Raw genomic sequence first — 18,097 nt, forward strand, 5'->3', positions numbered from 1 at the left:
CCGGTAGGCGGCCGCATGCGCGGCCGCCGCCCCGCTTTAGTTGAAACGGACGTAATCGAAATTCACCGGTTGGCGGTTGATGCCCATGACGGGAGGCGCGATCCAGTTGGCGAACTTGCCCGGCTCGGTGACGCGCCCCATCAGCGACGCGACAAATGCGCGATCTTCCGGCGTGGGCAGCCATTTGTGGCTGTTGGCCTGCCATTGCGATTCAGAGAGGATCTCGCCTTCGGGCGACATGCGGATGCCGGCCAAGGTGCCGATCTGGCGGTTGAAGGCCTTGTGCGGCACCTGCAGGCGGAACGGCACGCCGCTCTTTTCAATGACCTTGTTCCAACGGCCTATGCCGGCAACCGAGTCACGGATGAAATCGTCTCGCAGCACTTCGTTCAAGGCGTTCAGCATCGGCACCTCGGTCTCGCGGAGCTTGCCGTTTTCCACGGCCAGCACGCGGTAGGTGTCGTTCTTCAATTGATGGTCGTCGGTGCGCTTGCTCTCTTCGTAGCGGCCTTTCAGGCCCGAACCGTAAAAGATGGCGGCGTTGGACGACTGGTCCGCGCCGAACAGGTCGATGGTGACGCTGTAGTGGAAATTCAGGTAGCGCTGGATGGTGGGCAGGTCGATCACCCCGGCCGCGCGCACCGAGTCCGGGTCATCGGTCTTGAGCTGGTTCATGACTTCGCAGGTACGCTGGATGACGCGCGAGATGCCTGATTCGCCCACGAACATGTGGTGCGCTTCCTCGGTCAGCATGAACTTGGTGGTGCGCGCCAGCGGATCGAAACTGGACTCCGCCAACGCGCACAGCTGGAACTTGCCGTCGCGGTCGGTGAAGTACGTGAACATATAGAAAGCCAGCCAATCGGGCGTCTTTTCGTTGAACGCGCCCAGGATGCGCGGATTGTCGGAATCCCCCGAGCTGCGCTGCAAGAGCGCGTCGGCCTCTTCGCGGCCGTCGCGGCCGAAATAGCGGTGCAGCAGATAGACCATGGCCCACAGGTGCCGGCCTTCCTCGACGTTGATCTGGAACAGGTTGCGCAGGTCGTACTGCGAGGGCGCGGTCAAGCCCAGGTGGCGCTGCTGCTCGATCGATGCCGGCTCGGTGTCGCCTTGCGTGACGATGATGCGGCGCAGGTTGGCGCGGTGCTCGCCGGGCACGTCCTGCCAGACGTCGCGGCCCATGTTCTCGCCGAAGTGGATCTTGCGCTGGCCATCCTGCGGGGCCAGGAAAATCCCCCAGCGGTAGTCCGGCATCTTGACGTGGTCGAAGTGCGCCCAGCCGTCGGGCTGCACGCTGACGGCGGTGCGCAGATAAACGTCGAAGCCATGGGAGCCGTCGGGCCCCATGTCCTGCCACCATTGCAGGTAGTTGGGCTGCCAGTGCTCCAGCGCGCGCTGCAAGGTGCGGTCGCCGGACAGATTGACGTTGTTGGGAATCTTATCGGTGTAGTTGATGCCAGACATGTCTCGCTCCTGTTCCTTGGGGGTGGCCGCGGTGCGCGGCGCGGTGTCGCGGGGCCGTCAGACCCTGTTCCAGTCGAATGCGGCTTGCTCGCCCTTGCCGTAGAGCTTGAGCGCGCCCTTGTCACCAGCGGCGTTGGGGCGATTGAAGATCCAGTTCTGCCAGGCGGTCAGGCGCCCGAAGATGCGGGTCTCCATCGTTTCCTGCCCGCCGAAGCGCAGGTTGGCTTCCAGTCCGGTCAGGGCGTCGGGCGACAGCGCGCGGCGCTCCTCCAGCATCATGCGCACCTCGTCGTCCCAATCGATGTTGTCGGGCGCATAGGTGACCAGGCCCAGCTCCAGCGCGTCGGTGGCCGACAGCGGCTGGCCGGCGCGCGCGCGCACCGCTTCCAGGGGCGCTTCCTCTTCATAGAAGCGGCGTTGCAGGCGGCTCTGGCCGTTGACCAGCGGATAGGCGCCGAAATTCCGCTCGCCCACCACGATCTGCGCGGGCGCGGATTCGTCCTCGTTGTCCAGCATGTAGCTGCGGTCGGCGGCCAGCGCCAGCTCAAGCAGCGTGCCGGCAAAGCAGGAGCCCGGTTCGATCAGCGCGAAGAGGCTGCGCGAGGTAATGTCCAGGCGCGCCAGCGTGCGGCGCAGCATGCCGGCGGTTTCGCGCACGAACCAATGGTCCGCATGCTGTTGGAGCGCGGCGTCGGCGGCCAGCACCAGCGCGGCATCGCCCTCCGTCTTGATGATCCAGGTGCCGATGTCCAGCTCGTTGGTGCGCATCGACAGGATGGCATCGTCCAGTTCGCGCGCCATCTGCAGCGGCCACCACGCGGCGCCTGCGGCGACGATCTCCTGCAGTTCGGTTTGCACTGAACCCTCGGGCGCGCGCACCGTCCAGGTGGCTTGGCGCTTCTCGCGGTCCAGCTGGATGTCCACATAGCGGTAGGACAGGCCGTCGGCGCTTTCCGCGCGCTGCACCGGCGTCAACGCGATGCCCTGCTCGCCTGCCGGGCGGTCGCTGCCCTGCGCCAGCGCCTGCGCGCGTTCGCGCACGGCCGCCTCGAAGCGGGCCGGCTTGACCACGTCATCCACCAGGCGCCAGTCCTTGGCCCGCTGGCCGCGCACGCCTTCGACCAGGGTGCAGAAGATGTCCGCGTGGTCGTGCCGCACGCGGCGCTTGTCGGTCACGCGGGTCAGTCCGCCGGTGCCGGGCAACACGCCCAAAAGCGGCACTTCGGGCAAGGCCACGGCGGAAGAGCGGTCGTCGATCAGCATGATCTCGTCGCACGCCAGGGCCAGCTCGTAGCCGCCCCCGGCGCAAGCGCCGTTGAGCGCGGCGATGAACTTCAAACCGCTGTGGCGGCTCGAGTCCTCGATACCGTTACGCGTTTCGTTGGTGAATTTGCAGAAGTTCACCTTCCAGGCGTGCGAGGACAGGCCCAGCATGAAGATGTTCGCGCCGGAACAGAAAATCCGATCCTTCATGCTGGTCACGACAACGGTGCGCACTTCCGGATGCTCGAAGCGGATGCGCTGCAGGGCGTCGTGCAGTTCGATGTCGACGCCCAGGTCGTAGGAATTCAGCTTGAGCTTGTAGCCCGGACGCAAGCCGCCGTCCTCGGCGACATCCATGGCCAGCGTGGCAACCGGGCCGTCGAAGCTCAGGCGCCAGTGGCGGTACTGCTCGGGGTCGGTCCGGAAATCAACCCGGTTGAGGGTGCTGCTCATTGTGTGTCTCCTCGTACGCCTGCCAAAACAGGAAAAATACTGCACTACATGAATTATTGTGCAGATTAGAGGACAAAAAAAGCCCCGTCAAGCGGGGCATGCACAAAAATGCATATTGCCTGCCTGGCAAGCGTCGAAACCCGCCTACAGCGGCAGGCCGCAAGCCTTGCGCACCTGGGTCCGCAAGCCCGCAAAGCTTTCCTGCACGTCCAGGTTGCTGGTGACCCAGGTCAGGTCGGCCTTGGCATAAAAGGCCTCGCGGCCGGCCAGGATGCGCTTCAAGTCGGCCATGGCCTCGTTGTTGCCCGACATGGGGCGGAAGTCGCCCTGCGCCATCACGCGGCCCATATGCTCCTCGGGGGTGGCCCGCAGCCACACCGTATAGCAGTGCGCCAGCAACAGGTTCAGGGTGGCCGGCTCGGAAACCAGCCCGCCCGGAGTCGCCAGCACCATTTCCGGGTAGATCTGCACGGCCTCTTCCAGCGCCCGCCGTTCGTAGCGGCGATAGGCGTTGGGACCGTACAGATTGTGGATTTCCAGGATGCTGCACCCGGCCACGCGTTCGATCTCGCGGTTCAGCTCGACGAAGGGGTAGCCGAGGTCGTCGGCCAGCATCTGGCCCAGCGTGGATTTGCCCGCGCCACGCAGGCCAATGAGCGCCACGCGCTGGGTGCGGTTGGGACGCTGCGCGCCCGCGCCTACGCCGAACAACTGGGTCAGGGCCTCACGTGCGCGCTGCAGGTCGGATTCCGTGCGGCCGCTGAGCAGTTCCCGGATCAGCAGCCAATCGGGCGACTCGGTGGTCACGTCGCCCACCAGTTCGGCCAGCGCGCAGTTGAAGGCCCGGGCGATCTGCAGCAACACCAGGATGGAGGCATTGCCTACGCCGTGCTCCAGGTTAGCCAAATGGCGTTCCGACACACCGGTTACCTGCGACAGGCTCTTGCGGGTCATTCCGCGTATGGCCCGCAGGCGGCGCACCCGCTCGCCCAATGCCACCAGGAAGGCTTCCCGCCTGGGTTCGGATGGCGCCGCGTCTAGCGCTTGATTCATGTTTACGTGACTCCGCAAAAACCCTGATTACCACGTTTTATGCACTATAGTGCTTGACCATAATCAATGGAAGCACTATTTTTCCATTCAGCGAGTCGAAAGCGGCTCATATGCAAAAAAACAGCAGTCGATTTCATATCGATTCTGAAGCGCCGACAGTGTAAAGGAGGAGCCAGGTGAGCACGCCCGATCAATTCCATGCCCTGATGCGCGAGGTCACGCGCCTTACCGCGGGCCAGCCACTGGACGCAGCGCTCCAGGAAAGCCTGAATCGCGAAGCCGGGCCGCAAAGCGCCCTCTTCCAGGAGATATACGCCGCCTGTAGGCAAGGCGTGACCGAGGGCTGGATGTGCAGCCGGGAAGGCGGCGGCATCCGCTACGGCCGCGTCATCAAGCCCGCGCCGGACTTGGCGGACTGTTCGGTCGACGTCGTGGACATGGACGATCTGGCCGGCCCCCATCACGAGCATCCCAATGGCGAGATCGACATGATCATGCCGCTGACCGAGGGCGCCCGCTTCGACGGCCACGGCGCCGGCTGGCTGGTCTACGGCCCCGGCAGCGCGCACAGCCCGACCGTGAGCGGCGGCCGCGCGCTGGTGCTGTACCTGCTGCCGGGCGGCGCCATCGAATTCACGCGGTCCTAGCGCCGCCCCGCCGCCAGAAAAACACACACAGCGCGGCCCCCACCCACAGGACATCAGGAGACAACCGTGAACACCTGTCCCGCCGAACTCAACTTCGCCAGCCACCTGGCGGCGCTCAATGCGCCGCGCGCCGCCAAGCCAGCCTACATCGACGACACCCGCCAGATCAGCTACGGCGAACTGGCGGAACGCGTGGCCCGCATGGCCGGCGCCCTGCGCCAGCTGGGCCTGCGGCGCGAGGAGCGCATCCTGCTGCTGATGCAGGACACCGTCGACTGGCCGGTGGTCTTCCTGGGCGCGCTGCACGCGGGCGTGGTGCCGGTAGCCGTGAATACCCTGCTCACCGCGGACGACTATGCATACATCATCGGCCACAGCCGTGTGCGCGCGATGTTCGTGTCGGGCGCCTTGCTGCCGGTGGCGCAGACAGCGCTCGCGCAAGCCGGCGCCGATGTGGAGCATCTGGTGGTTTCGCAACCCGCCGGCCCCTTGCCCGAAGCCGCGCGCGAATTCGAATCCTTGCTGGCGGCCGCGCCGCTCGCTCCCGCTGCGCGCACCCTGTCCGACGAGATCGCCTTCTGGCTGTATTCATCCGGCTCCACCGGCAAGCCCAAAGGCGTGGTCCATACCCACGGCAATCTGTGGCACACCGCCGAGCTGTATGCCAAGCCGGTGCTCGGCATCCGCGAGGATGACGTGGTGTTCTCCGCCGCCAAGCTGTTCTTCGCCTATGGCCTGGGCAACGGCCTGACCTTCCCCCTGTCGGTCGGGGCGACCGTCATCCTGATGGGTGAACGCCCCACGCCGCAAGCGGTCTTCAAGCGCCTTACCCAGCATCGCCCCACGGTGTTCTATGGCGTGCCCACGCTATACGCCAGCATGCTGGCTTCGCCCGACCTGCCCTCCCGCGACCAGGTGGCCATGCGGATCTGCACATCCGCCGGCGAAGCCTTGCCGCGTGACATCGGCGAACGCTATACGCGGCATTTCGGCTGCGAGATCCTGGACGGCATCGGCTCCACCGAGATGCTGCATATCTTCATCTCCAACCAGACCGGACAGCTGCGCTACGGGACCACGGGCAAGCCGGTGCCGGGCTACGAAGTGCAATTGCGCGACGAAAGCGGCGCCCTGGTGCCGCCCGGCGCCATCGGCGATCTCTACATCAAGGGGCCGAGCGCCGCCCTCATGTACTGGAACAACCGCGACAAGACGCGCCAGTGCTTCCTGGGCGACTGGCTCAAGAGCGGCGACAAGTACACCTGCGACGCGGACGGCTATTACACGTATGCCGGGCGCAGCGACGACATGATCAAGGTCAGCGGACAATATGTGTCGCCCGTGGAGGTCGAGAACATCCTAGTACAGCACGAGGCCGTGCTGGAAGCGGCCGTGATTGGCGTGCCGGACCATGACGGCCTGGTCAAAACGAAGGCCTACGTCGTGCTGCGCCCAGGCTTCGAACCCGACGCGCAGACCGGAGCCGCGCTGCAAAGCTACGTCAAGCAACACCTGGCGCCGTTCAAGTATCCGCGCCAGATCAACTTCACCGACGAACTGCCCAAGACCGCCACGGGCAAGATTCAGCGCTTTCGCCTGCGCCAGCTGGAAGAGGCGACGCTATGAGCGCGTGCGACATCGCCGAGACCGTCTTTGCCGAGCTGCACGCTGGCGGACGGGACCTGCGCCTGGAATGCCAATGGATCGGGTCCGACCGTCCTGGCGCTGCGCTGATGGTGTTCCTGCATGAAGGGCTGGGCTCGGTATCGATGTGGAAGGACTGGCCCGTGCGCGTGTGCCAGGCGGCCGGCTGCCGCGGGTTGGTCTATTCGCGCGAAGGCTACGGACAGTCCACGCCGTTGCGCCCGGACGAGAAACGCGCGGTGGATTTCATGCACCGCGAGGCCGGCGAGGTGCTGCCCGCGCTGTTGAGCGCCCTGGAGGTGGACGCCAGGCAGGACAAACCGGTGCTGTTCGGCCATAGCGACGGGGGCTCGATCGCCCTGCTTTATGCAGCCATGCATCCGGACGCCGTCGCCGGCGTGGTGGCCGCCGCGCCACATATCCTGGTCGAAGACGTGTCGGTCGCCAGCATCGCGCAAGCGCGCCAGGCCTATCTGGAGACAGACCTGCCCGTCAGGCTGGGCCGCTACCACGCCAACCCGGATTCGGCATTCTGGGGCTGGAACGACATCTGGCTGGACCCGGCCTTCCGCCGTTGGAACCTGGACGAATACCTGTCACGCATTGCCTGTCCGGTGCTTGCCATCCAGGGCCTGGACGACGAATACGGCACGCTGGCGCAGATACGCGGCATCCGCCGGCTCGCGCCTCAGACCGAACTGCTGGAGATCCCGGATTGCGGCCATTCGCCGCACAAGGATCAGCCGGCCCGCGTTATCCAGGCCGTCGCCGGCTTCGTCGGCGGCCTGGCACAACCCCGCTGACCTCGCGTCGGCCCATAACAAGCACGGAGACTAACCATGAACCACGCCCTGACCCGGGCTGCGCTTGCCGCGGCTCTGACGCTCGCCGCCACCGGCGCCCAGGCCGCCGACAAGATCAAGGTCGGCTTCATGCTGCCCTACAGCGGCACCTACGCCGCGCTGGGCAACGCCATCGAGAACGGCTTCAAACTGTATGTCGCCGAGCAAGGCGGAAAGCTGGGTGGACGCGAGATCGAATACTTCAAGGTGGACGACGAGTCCAACCCCGCCAAGGCCGCCGAAAACGCCAACCGCCTGATCAAACGCGACCAGGTGGATGTGCTGATCGGCACCGTGCACTCAGGGGTGGCGATGGCGCTGGCCAAGGCCGCCAAGGATGCCGACACCACGCTGATCGTGACCAACGCGGGCGCCAACGCCATTACCGGTCCGCTGTGCGGCCCGGGCATTTTCCGCACATCGTTCACCAATTGGCAGCCAGCCTACGCCATGGGTCCGGTGGCCTTTGCCAAGGGCCATAAGACAGCCGTCACCATCACCTGGAAATATGCGGCCGGCGACGAGGCCATCGGCGGCTTCAAGGAAGGCTTCGAAAAGGCCGGCGGCAAGGTCGTGAAGGAACTGAGCCTGCCGTTTCCGAACGTGGAGTTCCAGCCGCTTCTGACCGAGATCGCCGCGTTGAAGCCAGACATGGTGTTCACCTTCTTCGCGGGCGGCGGAGCCGTGAAGTTCGTGCAGGACTACCATGCGGCCGGCCTGGGCAAGACCATCCCGCTGTACGGCTCGGGCTTTCTCACCGACGGCACGCTGGAGGCCCAGGGCGCTTCAGCGCAAGGCCTGCTGACCACGCTGCACTACGCCGACGGCTTGAACACGCCGCGTGACAATGCCTTCCGCGCCGATTACAGCAAGGCATACAAGGCGCAGCCCGACGTCTACGCGGTGCAGGGCTATGACGCGGCGCAGCTGATGCAATCGGGCCTGGCCGCGGTCAAGGGCGATTTCGCCAAGAAAGAGGATTTCCGCAAGGCCATGCGCGGCGCCACGGTGGATAGCCCGCGCGGCCCCTTCACGCTGTCCAGCGCCGGCAATCCCGTGCAGGACATCTATCTGCGCCGCGTCGACGGACTGGAGAACAAGGTCGTGGACGTCGCGGTGAAGAAGCTGGCCGATCCGGCCCGCGGCTGCAAGCTCTGACACCTGCTGCAATCCGCCACAGGGAGGCCCCATGGACATCAGCATCCTGCTCATCCAGAGCCTGAACGCTTTCCAGTACGGCTTGCTGCTGTTCCTGGTGGCCAGCGGGCTTACGCTGATCTTCGGCATCATGGGCATCATCAACCTTGCCCACGGCAGTTTCTACATGATAGGGGCGTACATGGCCTTCGCCCTGGGCCCGGCCGTCGACCGCTGGCTGGGCGGCGGCTTTCTCGCCACGCTGGCCGTCTGCGTGCTGGCGGCCGGCGCGCTGGGCTATCTGCTGGAGGCCGCCTTCTTCAGCTACCTGTACAAGCGCAACCACCTGCAGCAAGTGCTGATGACCTATGGCTTGATCCTGGTCTTCGAAGAGCTGCGCAGCATCCTGGTTGGCAATGACGTTCACGGTGTGCCGCTGCCCGCGTGGCTGCAAGGCAGCATCGCGCTGGGTGATGTGATGACCTATCCGGTTTACCGGCTGTTCATCTCGGCGGTCGGCATTGCGGTGGCGCTGCTGTTGTACTGGGTCATCACGCGCACACGGCTGGGCATGATGCTGCGGGCAGGCGCGAGCAACCGCGAAATGATCGGCTCGCTGGGCATAGACATCAACAAACTCTACCGCCTGGTGTTCGCGGCGGGCGTGGCGCTGGCCGCCCTGGCGGGCAGCATCGCCGCGCCGGTGTCTTCCGTCTATCCGGGCATGGGCAATGGGGTGCTCATCATCTGCTTCGTCGTGGTCGTGATCGGCGGCATCGGCTCGATCCGCGGCGCATTCCTGGCCGCAATGCTGGTGGGCGTGGTGGAAACGTTCGGCCAGGTGCTGTTTCCGTCCGCGGCAGGCGTGCTGGTTTACCTGCTGATGGCATTCATACTTCTTTGCAAGCCCGAAGGGCTGTTCAAGCAGGGCTGACCATGTTGAACCGACTATTGCCCCTTGCGGCGCTGCTGGCCCTGGCGGCCTTTTCCTGGAGCGGCAGCGACTACTACACCGGCCTGGCGATCAAGATCATGATCTATGCGATCTTCGCGCTCAGCCTGCAACTGCTCGTGGGCGGCGCGGGATTGGTCAGCCTGGGCCACGCCGCCTTCTTCGGCATCGGCGCCTATGCCGCGGCGCTGCTGTCGCCCGAATCCGAAGCCGCCGGCCTTTGGTGGCTGCTGCCCGCCGCCCTGCTTGCCGCCGCGGCCTACGCGCTTCTGACCGGCGCGCTGGCGCTGCGCACGCGCGGCGTGTACTTCATCATGGTCACGCTGGCTTTCTCGCAGATGGCCTACTACGTGTTCCACGACACCAAGATCGGCGGCGGCAGCGATGGCATCTATCTGTACTTTCGCCCAGAGCTGTCCGTGGGCGGCTGGATGCCTTTCGACCTGAGCGACGCCAGGACGTTCTACTTCTTCGTGCTGGCCTGCCTGGCATTGGCCTGGGGCTTTCTGGCGCTGTTGCGGCGTTCGGCTTTCGGCGCCGCGCTGGCCGGCATACGCATCAACGAACAACGCATGCGCGCGGCGGGCTACTCGACCTATCCATACAAGCTTGCGGCCTATGTGGTGGGCGCCACGCTGGCCAGCCTGGCGGGATTTCTGTTCGCCCTCAAGGATGGCTTCGTCACCCCGGAATTGCTGGCCTGGGAACAGTCCGGACTGGTGCTGCTGATGGTGATCCTGGGCGGCATGGGCAGCCTGGGCGGCGCGGTGCTGGGCACCGTGGCGCTGGTGCTGCTGCAGGAGCTGTTCCAGTCGCAGGAACTGTTCGGCGAGTACGCGCGCCATTGGCACCTGCCCCTGGGCGTGGCCATCATCGCGCTGGTGGCCCTGTTGCCCAATGGCCTGGCCGGCTTGCCGGCGCAGCTGCGGCAGCGGCGCGCAGGGCGGGCCCCGGCTCCGGCCTCAAGCACCGCCCCCGCCCGCCTGCCTATCCAGGGAGAACCGCATGTCTGACATCCTGCTTGCCGCCAAGGCGGTCACGCGCCGTTTCGGCGGCCTGACGGCGGTGAATGGCGTATCGCTGGAATTGCAGCGCGGCCAGGTCCACGCCGTCATCGGCACCAATGGCGCTGGCAAGTCCACGCTGATCAACATCCTGTCGGGCGAACTGGCGCCCAGCAGCGGCCAGGTCATGCTGGGCGGCCGCGACATCACCGCGTGGCGCCAGCCCGACCGGGCGCGCGCGGGCCTGGGCCGCAGCTATCAGCGGTCTACGATCTTTCCCGAGCTGAGCGTGTTCGAAAACTGCAGACTGGCCGCCCAGGCTCGGCGCCAACGCTTCTGGCACTGGTGGCGCCCCGCCTCGGAATGCCGCCACAGCGCGGAACTTGCGCGCCACGCGCTGGAGCGCACCGGTCTGGCGGACGAGGCCACTCGCGAGGCCGGCCTGCTGCCGCACGGCCGCAAGCGGCAGCTGGAGATCGCCATGTGCCTGGCGGGCGAGCCGCAGGTGCTGCTGCTGGACGAACCCCTGGCCGGCATGGGCCCCGAGGAAACCGACCGCATCCTGGAACTGTTGGAGACGCTCAAGCCCGGTCACGCCATCCTGCTGGTCGAACACGATATGGACGCAGTCTTCCGCGTCGCCGAAACCCTTACCGTCATGGTCAACGGCGCCACCATCGCCAGCGGCACGCCCGCCGATATCCGCGCCAATGCCGATGTGCGCACCGCCTACCTGGGCGAAGAAGCGCATGGAGCCAGCCTATGAACGCCTTGATCGAAGCCGGCGGCCTGCAGGTCTATTACGGCGCCAGCCACGTGCTGCGCGGCGTCGACATGCATATCGCACCCGGGGAATCCGTCGGCCTGGTGGGCCGCAACGGCATGGGCAAGACCACGTTGATCCGCAGCCTGATGGGCCACGTCAAGAGCACCCAGGGCAGCGTGCGCGTGGATGGCCGCGACTGCACCCGCGCACAGCCGCATGCCATCGCCCGCATGGGAGTGGCTTACGTGCCCGAAGGGCGCGGCATTTTTCCCAATCTGAATGTGCGCGAGAACCTGCAAGTGGCGGCGCGCGCCGGCAGGGACGGACGCCAGGAATGGAGCTATGCCCGGGTTCTGGACGTATTTCCGCGGCTGAAGGAGCGCCTGGGCCATGGCGGCCAGCAGCTATCGGGCGGTGAACAGCAGATGCTGGCCATCGGCCGGGCGCTGATGACCAATCCCGAATTGCTGATCCTGGACGAGGCCACCGAGGGCCTGGCGCCGCTGATCGTGGCCGAGATCTGGAAGATCATCCGCCAGATCCGCGCCAGCGGCATGTCCACCTTGATCGTCGACCGCAATTACCGCGCGGTGCTGGAACATACCGACCGGTGCCTGGTGATGGAAAAGGGCCAGATCGTGCAAGACGGCGACAGCGCGTCGCTGGCCCGGCAGCCCGAGCAGCTGACGCGCTATCTGGGCGTTTAGATCACGGCTTCGATCAGGAACGGGCCGCGGCGCTTCAGGCCTTCCTGCAGCGCGCGCGCAAATCCTTCCACGGTGTCCACGCTGACCGCCTCGACTCCCATGCCGCGCGCCAGATGCGTCCATTCGAGGTGCGGTTCTTGCAGATCCAGCATGCGCCGGGCGTTGCGTCCCGGCTCCATGACGCCCACGTTCTTCATTTCGCCGTGCAGCGTGGCGTAGGAACGATTGGCCAGGATCACCGTCAGGCAATCGAGGTTCTCGCGCGCCTGCGTCCACAGTGCCTGCAAGGTGTACATACCGCTGCCGTCCGCCTGCAAGGTGACGACCTTGCGGTCAGGGCAGGCCACCGCCGCGCCAGTGGCCATGGGCAGGCCGATGCCGATGGCGCCACCGGTCAGCATCAGCCAATCGTGGGGCGCGCTGCTGGCGCTATAGATAGGGAATTCGCGGCCCTGGGTGATGGACTCGTCGCAGACGATGGCCTGCTCCGGCAAATGGTGCGCGATCAGGATGTTGACGGCGGCGCCGGTCAGCTTGCCGGATTGCGGCACTTCGTAGCTGGCGGCCGGCGCAGCCAGGCGCGGGGCGTCCGGCGCAATGCCCAGTTCGTCGGCCAGCCACTCCAGCGCATGCGCCAGGTCCTGCTCGGGCGTAGCGAGCACGACCTTGTTGGCGTCCGGGGGCGCCAGCAGGCTGGGCTTGCCGGGATAGGCGAAAAAGCCGACCGGCGCTTTCGCGCCCACCAACACCAGATGCCGCACGTCCTTCAGCTTGGCCACTGCCAGGTCGATCGGATACGGCAGGCGGTCGACCGGAGTGCGCGAGCCGCCGCGTTCGATGCGGCGGTTGGAGGTTTCCGACACCAGGCGCACGCCGGTGGCGCGCGCAATGCGGCCAGCGGCGTTGAGCGCGCGTTCGCGCAGCGCCGCGCCACCCAGCATCAAGGTCGTGACTTCACCGGAACGTATCGCGGCAGCCGCCGCGCGCACCGCTTCGGTCGAGGTCTGGGTCAAGGCCTCGTGCCTGGCGAGTACCGGTGCGCTCGCATTGGCGGGCAGTTCCGTCCAGGCCGTGTCGGCCGGCAGGATCAGCGTGGCGATGTTGCCCGGCGAGCGGCGCGCCACGCCTACCGCCTCGGCGGCGTCCGCGGACAGGTCCGCGGCCTTCATCGTGCGCTTGACCCAGTGCGACATCGGGCGTGCAACGCCCTCCACGTCGCTCGTCAGCGGTGCGTCGTATTGGACGTGGTAGGTAGCATGATCGCCCACGATGTTGACCATGGGCGTGCGGGCGCGCTTGGCGTTGTGCAGGTTGGCCAGGCCGTTGCCCAGGCCCGGCCCCAGGTGCAACAAGGTGGCGGCGGGCTTGTCGGCCATGCGCGCGTAGCCGTCGGCCGCGCCCGTCACCACGCCTTCGAACAGGCCCAGCACGCAGCGCATTTTGGGCTTGCGATCCAATGCCGCGACAAAGTGCATTTCCGATGTGCCGGGGTTGGCAAAGCAAACATCCACATCGTTGGCAAGCAAGGTATCGCAAAGACTATCAGCGCCGTTCATCGTTTTTTCCCTGATCATTTTCCATTGGCGGTGCATGGGCGCATGCGCGCCCGCGTGACATGCATGATAGGTAGCGTAGCCGAAACCGGCTAGAGCCATTTCAGGGCGCCGTCATGGAACCATTCCACAGGTTCCGCCACGCGGAATTTTCGCAGTCGGCCTCAGGCCAGTATTTGCCCCAGGAACGCCTGCGCGCGCTCGGTGCGCGGCGCGCGGAAGAAATTGTCGGGCGTGTCGGATTCAACAATCGCCCCCTGGTCCATGAAGACCACGCGGTCGCCGACCTCGCGCGCGAAACCCATTTCGTGCGTCACGCACACCATGGTCATACCATCGCGGGCGAGCGCCACCATGGTGTCCAGCACTTCCTTGACCATCTCCGGATCCAGCGCGGAAGTGGGCTCATCGAACAGCATGATCTTCGGCCGCATGCACAAGGCCCGGGCAATCGCCACGCGCTGCTTCTGCCCGCCTGACAACTGGCCCGGATATTTGGCTGCATGCTGCGGGATCTTTACCCGTTCCAGGTATTCCATGGCCCGGGACTCGGCCTCCTCGCGCGGCACTCCTTTCACCAGCATCGGGGCCAGCGTGCAGTTCTCCAGCACCGTCAGATGCGGGAACAGGTTGAAGTGCTGGAACACCATGCCGACCTCGGCGCGGATGCGCTCGATATTCTTCAGATCGTCGTTCAGCTCGATGCCGTCCACCACAATGCGCCCTTTCTGGTGTTCCTCCAGCCGGTTCAGGAGCCTGATGGTGGTGGACTTGCCGGAACCTGACGGTCCGCACAGGATCAGCTTCTCGCCCGGCAGCACTTCCAGCGCAAGATCGTCCAGCACCTTGAAGTCGCCATACCATTTGCATACGCCCTGCATCGTGATGATAGGGGCGGCGTAGTTCAATCCATCCATCGCATCAGGCCTTGGAAATGTCATGGTTTTCGCCCGCGCCGCTCCAATAGCCCGGCACGGTCAGGCGTTTTTCGGAACGGCGGAACACGTAGGACAGCACGCTGCACATGGCGAAATAGATGATCCCCACCATGGTGTAGACGGTCAGCGCCTGGAAGGTGGCTCCCGCCAGCATCTCGCCGGCGCGCATCAGCTCATAGACGCTGATGACGGCAACCAGCGACGTTTCCTTGATCAGCACCAACGCGTAGTTGCCCAGCGCCGGGAACACGGTGCGCAATGCCTGAGGCAACACGATGCGGCGCAGCCGCTGCATCTTGCCCAGTCCCAGCGCGCGCGCCGCCTCGTACTGGCCGGAGTCCACCGACTGGATGCCGCTGCGGAAAAGCTCCGCGAGGTAGGCGCCAAAATTCAGCGTCAGGCCCAGCACGCCGGCGACGAAGCCGTTGATGACCACGCCCATTTCCGGCAGGCCGTAATAGATGTAGAACAGCTGCAGCAGTAGCGGCGTGCCGCGTATCACATCTATGTAGAAGCGCGCGCCCCGGCTGAGCAGCCGCGACGGCGACAGGCGGCACAGACAGACGAGCAGGCCCAGGGCCACCGCCAGGAATGCCGAACAGAAAAACAGCGCCAGGGTCCAGACCGTGCCCTCGGCCAGAGGGGTCAGGTACATGCGCAGGGTTTCGAGATCCACGTCGTGCTCCTTATCCGTGCCGCTGCCGCGTCACTTGCTCATCAGGTCGGCAACGCCCCACTTCTGCCCGATGGCGGCGAGTTCGCCGTTCTGCTTCATTTGCGCCAGCGCGCCGTTGACTGCCTCCAGCAACGCGGCGTTGCCCTTTTGCACGGCCATGCCCACCTGCCACTTGCGCTGTGGCTGGTAGCCCGTATCGAGCTTCACGCCCGGGATGTTCTTGGTCTTGATCTGGTAGATGATGCTGGGCGGATCCACGATGCCCAGGTCGATGCGTCCAGCCCGAACGTCGGCCAGCAGCGTGGAGTAGTCCTGGTAGGTCGACACTTTGGTGCCGGGCATGTCCTTGATCATGTTGAACTGCACCGAATCCACCAGCACGCCGACGCGCTGGCCCTTCATGTCCTCGAACTTGGCGTACTTCTTGTCCGCCTTGTCGCTGACCACGATGCCCTCGCCCCATTCATAGACCGGCGCCGAAAAATCGATGGCGCGTGCACGCTCTTCGGTGATGAAGAGCGGCGCGGACATGACGTCGGCTCGCCCCGAGGTCAGTGTGGGAATCAGGCCGGAGAACGGCACGTCGGACAGTTTGTCCGAGACCTTCAGGTGCTTGGCCACGGCGGCGGCCACGTCCACCATGATGCCTTCGAGCTGATTCGACTTCGGATTCTTGAAGCCGTGCGGCGGCGCGGACGCCGTGGTCACCACGTTCAGGCTCTGATCCGCGCGGATCTCCTCCAGCGTGCGCGCCTGCGCACCGGCTTGGGCCAGCAGGCCGGCAGTGGCCAGACCCAGCAGAATGGATTTGAGTTTCATCGTTTTCCCCTTGAATGAAGTCATCGGAGGGTTTGCGCCGGCTCAGGCCGGACGCCCCTGCGGATACTGCTGCACCGCTACCGCCGCCAGCGCGCAGAATTCCTGCATGACGGTGGCGGCCAGGAAGGCCGTGGCCCCCTGCACGTCTTGCGGCGGCGACACGGTGTTGACGTCGAACGCCACGAAGTTCAGGCCCGCCAGCTGACGCAGCAGCGCCAGCCCTTCCTTGGCGGAAAGCCCGCCCCACTCCGGCGTGCACACGCCCGGCGCGCAGGAGGGATCGAAGATGTCCATATCGAAGCACAGGTACACGGGCCGCTGGCCGATGCGCTGCTTGATCTCGGCCAGGGCGCCCTTCTGGTCCTGGTCGAAATCGTCGTAGGGCAGGATCGTGTAGCCGACCTCGCGGCCGAACTCCAACACGCCCGGCATGAAGGAACTGCCACGCGTGCCGACGTGGAAGCTGGACGCAACGTCCAGCAATCCTTCTTCGGCGGCACGCGTGAACGTGGTCGCCGTGTTGTACCCGGGTATGGGGTAAGTGTCGGTGTGCGAATCGAAATGCAGCACCACGAAATCAGGATGGCGGCGCGCCACGGCTCGCAGCTGCGGCAGCGTGACCGCGCCATCGCCCCCCATGGAAATCGGAATGGCGCCCGCATCCAGAATGGCGCCGATGCCAGCCTCGATGAGCGGGTAGGAGGCATCCGGATCGCCCGGATGGCAAGCCACGTTGCCGACATCGATGGCACGCAGGAACTCCGGCGGATTGTCGATGCCATGGCGCCGGAAGATGTCGATGGGCCGCAGCAGCCGGGATTGCTCGCGGATCGCATCCGGTCCCTGGCGCGAACCGACACGGAACGGGTGCGTGCCGCAATCGAACGGAATGCCCACTACGCAGGCGCGCGCCGCGCCCGTGCCCGTGGCGCGGGCGGAAGGCAGGCCCATGAACCCCGCGACGGGATGAAAACAGACTTCGGCTGGCTGCTGCACAACTCGGCTCCTGTGTGACGACCCGTCCTCTCGAACCGGGCCTGGATCACTATTTAGATTCAATCAAATCGCTGTGCGATATGATCATGTCGAAATAAGAGTAGCGTGCGTACAAGCATCCGGCCAATTAGGGAGTTTCCCCTAATCGGATTTATGAATACCCTACTTATTTAGTATGAAATTAGTCCGCAAAGCGGCCCGCGCGATGCCCCGGCAAGGCAGCCGCGAATCAACCCTCGTCGCTTGCGAACGGCATCGCGTCGCGCAAGGCGCCGCCCGGCGGCTCCATTTCATAGAACGGGCGCGACCGCCCCAACGTGCGCGACGCGCTGATAGCGTGCGCCGTTTCCACCACTTGCGGGCCGAACACCGCCTGCGCCTGCTCGAATGACCAACGGCTGGACGGCACCGACACGTTGACCGCCCCCACCGGCGTGCCGCCGGCATCCAGCACCGCGGCGCTGACCGTGATGTCGCCGGGATAGAACTCGCCGTCCGAACGCGCATAACCGTGGCGCCGCGCGAAGTCCAGCTCCGCAAGCAACGCGTCCATTTCGGTGATCGTGGCGGCGGTGTAGGACTTACGGTCACAGCGCTCCAGCAGGTCGCGCGCCACCCCTGGATCCAGCCTGGCGAGCACGGCGCGGCCCGCCGCCGTGCAATACAGCGGCAGGCGCATGCCCACCGGCATGTTCACGAACATTTCCTTGTGGGTGGCAAAGCGCGCCACATAGACCATGTCCAGACCGTCGGGCTCGGCCAGGCTGCAGGTTTCCTGGCTGTTGCGGTTGAGCGAGTGCAGGAACGGATTGCCACCCAGCACCAGCGGGCTGGTCTGGACGTACTTCATGCCCAGTTCCAGCGACCAGGGCCCCAGCGAAAACTTCTTGCTCAGAGGATCCTTGCGCAAATAACCCAAGGTCCACAAGGTATGGGCGAAGCGCTGCACCGAACTCTTGCTCAGGCCAGTGGCATCCGCCAGTTCCGGCAAGGTCATGGCAGGCTGGCCCTCGCTGAAGGCTCGGAGCACGGAAACGCCGCGCGCCAGCGCGGCGATGAACAAAGGGGAATCCTCGGCGTTTCGGATTTGCGTCATGGCGCGTGGGGCGTCCAATGGAAAGCGCATAGCGTACCGCATTACGGTGCGAACGTATCGCATGGCGATGTCGCGCTTTTGTCTTGG

The 18,097-nt window shown here is 65.4% G+C and carries 17 protein-coding genes; 8 read left to right on the plus strand and 9 right to left on the minus strand.

What is annotated here, in order from left to right; translation table 11 throughout:
- Positions 1-36: 36 nt before the first annotated feature.
- The 3 genes from boxB to CEY08_RS22700 all read right to left on the minus strand — a co-directional run bounded on the left by boxB (position 37) and on the right by CEY08_RS22700 (position 4,233).
- Positions 37-1,464, minus strand: a complete 1,428-nt coding sequence (gene boxB, locus CEY08_RS22690) for a benzoyl-CoA 2,3-epoxidase subunit BoxB (RefSeq protein WP_042794736.1) — start codon at positions 1,462-1,464, stop codon at positions 37-39.
- A gap of 57 nt (positions 1,465-1,521) precedes the next feature.
- Positions 1,522-3,180, minus strand: a complete 1,659-nt coding sequence (gene boxC, locus CEY08_RS22695; protein ID WP_076815058.1) for a 2,3-epoxybenzoyl-CoA dihydrolase — start codon at positions 3,178-3,180, stop codon at positions 1,522-1,524.
- A gap of 144 nt (positions 3,181-3,324) precedes the next feature.
- Positions 3,325-4,233, minus strand: a complete 909-nt coding sequence (locus tag CEY08_RS22700; RefSeq protein ID WP_042794737.1) for a helix-turn-helix transcriptional regulator — start codon at positions 4,231-4,233, stop codon at positions 3,325-3,327.
- A 176-nt stretch (positions 4,234-4,409) separates the two neighbouring features.
- On the opposite strand from CEY08_RS22700, the gene CEY08_RS22705 reads away from it, so the two are divergent.
- From CEY08_RS22705 to CEY08_RS22740, 8 genes are all read left to right on the plus strand, one after another.
- The gene (locus tag CEY08_RS22705; RefSeq protein ID WP_076815059.1) at positions 4,410-4,880 is read left to right on the plus strand and encodes a DUF4863 family protein; all 471 of its coding nucleotides are present in this window, start codon (positions 4,410-4,412) and stop codon (positions 4,878-4,880) included.
- A gap of 66 nt (positions 4,881-4,946) precedes the next feature.
- A complete protein-coding gene (locus CEY08_RS22710; RefSeq protein ID WP_076815061.1) occupies positions 4,947-6,506 on the plus strand; it encodes a benzoate-CoA ligase family protein in 1,560 nt (519 codons plus the stop codon).
- A complete protein-coding gene (locus CEY08_RS22715; protein ID WP_076815063.1) occupies positions 6,503-7,327 on the plus strand; it encodes an alpha/beta fold hydrolase in 825 nt (274 codons plus the stop codon). Before CEY08_RS22710 ends, CEY08_RS22715 begins: the two co-directional genes overlap by 4 nt.
- A 36-nt stretch (positions 7,328-7,363) precedes the next feature.
- Positions 7,364-8,524 carry an ABC transporter substrate-binding protein gene (locus CEY08_RS22720; RefSeq protein ID WP_059380192.1) on the plus strand — a complete coding sequence of 387 codons (1,161 nt, stop codon included), beginning with the start codon at positions 7,364-7,366 and terminating at the stop codon, positions 8,522-8,524.
- 31 nt (positions 8,525-8,555) lie between these two features.
- Positions 8,556-9,437: a branched-chain amino acid ABC transporter permease gene (locus CEY08_RS22725; protein ID WP_042794742.1), complete on the plus strand. Its 882-nt coding sequence runs from the start codon at positions 8,556-8,558 to the stop codon at positions 9,435-9,437.
- Between the two features lie 2 nt (positions 9,438-9,439).
- Positions 9,440-10,468 (plus strand): branched-chain amino acid ABC transporter permease, encoded by a 1,029-nt coding sequence (locus CEY08_RS22730; RefSeq protein WP_063643235.1) that lies wholly within the window; start codon positions 9,440-9,442, stop codon positions 10,466-10,468.
- Positions 10,461-11,225, plus strand: coding sequence for an ABC transporter ATP-binding protein (locus tag CEY08_RS22735; protein ID WP_042794743.1), 765 nt, complete (start codon positions 10,461-10,463; stop codon positions 11,223-11,225). The genes CEY08_RS22730 and CEY08_RS22735 overlap by 8 nt, the downstream gene beginning before the upstream one ends.
- Positions 11,222-11,932: an ABC transporter ATP-binding protein gene (locus CEY08_RS22740; protein WP_076815064.1), complete on the plus strand. Its 711-nt coding sequence runs from the start codon at positions 11,222-11,224 to the stop codon at positions 11,930-11,932. Before CEY08_RS22735 ends, CEY08_RS22740 begins: the two co-directional genes overlap by 4 nt.
- On the opposite strand, the gene CEY08_RS22745 is transcribed toward CEY08_RS22740, so the two are convergent.
- The 6 genes from CEY08_RS22745 to CEY08_RS22770 form a co-directional block, all read right to left on the minus strand.
- Positions 11,929-13,488 (minus strand): acetolactate synthase large subunit, encoded by a 1,560-nt coding sequence (locus CEY08_RS22745; protein WP_076815066.1) that lies wholly within the window; start codon positions 13,486-13,488, stop codon positions 11,929-11,931. The two genes, CEY08_RS22740 and CEY08_RS22745, sit on opposite strands and share 4 nt — an antisense overlap.
- A gap of 161 nt (positions 13,489-13,649) precedes the next feature.
- Positions 13,650-14,402: an amino acid ABC transporter ATP-binding protein gene (locus tag CEY08_RS22750; protein ID WP_042794745.1), complete on the minus strand. Its 753-nt coding sequence runs from the start codon at positions 14,400-14,402 to the stop codon at positions 13,650-13,652.
- Positions 14,403-14,406: 4 nt separating this feature from the next.
- Positions 14,407-15,099 carry an amino acid ABC transporter permease gene (locus CEY08_RS22755; protein WP_076815068.1) on the minus strand — a complete coding sequence of 231 codons (693 nt, stop codon included), beginning with the start codon at positions 15,097-15,099 and terminating at the stop codon, positions 14,407-14,409.
- Positions 15,100-15,129: 30 nt separating this feature from the next.
- Positions 15,130-15,918, minus strand: a complete 789-nt coding sequence (locus CEY08_RS22760) for an ABC transporter substrate-binding protein (protein WP_042794747.1) — start codon at positions 15,916-15,918, stop codon at positions 15,130-15,132.
- Positions 15,919-15,960: 42 nt separating this feature from the next.
- A complete protein-coding gene (locus CEY08_RS22765) occupies positions 15,961-16,869 on the minus strand; it encodes an arginase family protein (protein WP_063643487.1) in 909 nt (302 codons plus the stop codon).
- A 274-nt stretch (positions 16,870-17,143) separates the two neighbouring features.
- The gene (locus tag CEY08_RS22770; RefSeq protein WP_063643488.1) at positions 17,144-18,010 is read right to left on the minus strand and encodes an IclR family transcriptional regulator; all 867 of its coding nucleotides are present in this window, start codon (positions 18,008-18,010) and stop codon (positions 17,144-17,146) included.
- Positions 18,011-18,097 lie beyond the last annotated feature (87 nt).

Origin of the sequence: Achromobacter insolitus (assembly GCF_002209555.1) — a bacterium.
Lineage (GTDB): Bacteria > Pseudomonadota > Gammaproteobacteria > Burkholderiales > Burkholderiaceae_B > Achromobacter > Achromobacter insolitus.

Excerpts from the sequence above, each read along its gene's own strand:
- boxB (WP_042794736.1), bottom strand. The coding sequence starts at position 1,464 with ATGTCTGGCATCAACTACACCGATAAGATTCCCAACAACGTCAATCTG.
- boxC (WP_076815058.1), bottom strand. The coding sequence starts at position 3,180 with ATGAGCAGCACCCTCAACCGGGTTGATTTCCGGACCGACCCCGAGCAG.
- CEY08_RS22700 (WP_042794737.1), bottom strand. The coding sequence starts at position 4,233 with ATGAATCAAGCGCTAGACGCGGCGCCATCCGAACCCAGGCGGGAAGCC.
- CEY08_RS22715 (WP_076815063.1), top strand. The coding sequence starts at position 6,503 with ATGAGCGCGTGCGACATCGCCGAGACCGTCTTTGCCGAGCTGCACGCT.
- CEY08_RS22720 (WP_059380192.1), top strand. The coding sequence starts at position 7,364 with ATGAACCACGCCCTGACCCGGGCTGCGCTTGCCGCGGCTCTGACGCTC.
- CEY08_RS22725 (WP_042794742.1), top strand. The coding sequence starts at position 8,556 with ATGGACATCAGCATCCTGCTCATCCAGAGCCTGAACGCTTTCCAGTAC.
- CEY08_RS22730 (WP_063643235.1), top strand. The coding sequence starts at position 9,440 with ATGTTGAACCGACTATTGCCCCTTGCGGCGCTGCTGGCCCTGGCGGCC.
- CEY08_RS22735 (WP_042794743.1), top strand. The coding sequence starts at position 10,461 with ATGTCTGACATCCTGCTTGCCGCCAAGGCGGTCACGCGCCGTTTCGGC.
- CEY08_RS22740 (WP_076815064.1), top strand. The coding sequence starts at position 11,222 with ATGAACGCCTTGATCGAAGCCGGCGGCCTGCAGGTCTATTACGGCGCC.
- CEY08_RS22745 (WP_076815066.1), bottom strand. The coding sequence starts at position 13,488 with ATGAACGGCGCTGATAGTCTTTGCGATACCTTGCTTGCCAACGATGTG.
- CEY08_RS22750 (WP_042794745.1), bottom strand. The coding sequence starts at position 14,402 with ATGGATGGATTGAACTACGCCGCCCCTATCATCACGATGCAGGGCGTA.
- CEY08_RS22760 (WP_042794747.1), bottom strand. The coding sequence starts at position 15,918 with ATGAAACTCAAATCCATTCTGCTGGGTCTGGCCACTGCCGGCCTGCTG.
- CEY08_RS22765 (WP_063643487.1), bottom strand. The coding sequence starts at position 16,869 with ATGGGCCTGCCTTCCGCCCGCGCCACGGGCACGGGCGCGGCGCGCGCC.
- CEY08_RS22770 (WP_063643488.1), bottom strand. The coding sequence starts at position 18,010 with ATGACGCAAATCCGAAACGCCGAGGATTCCCCTTTGTTCATCGCCGCG.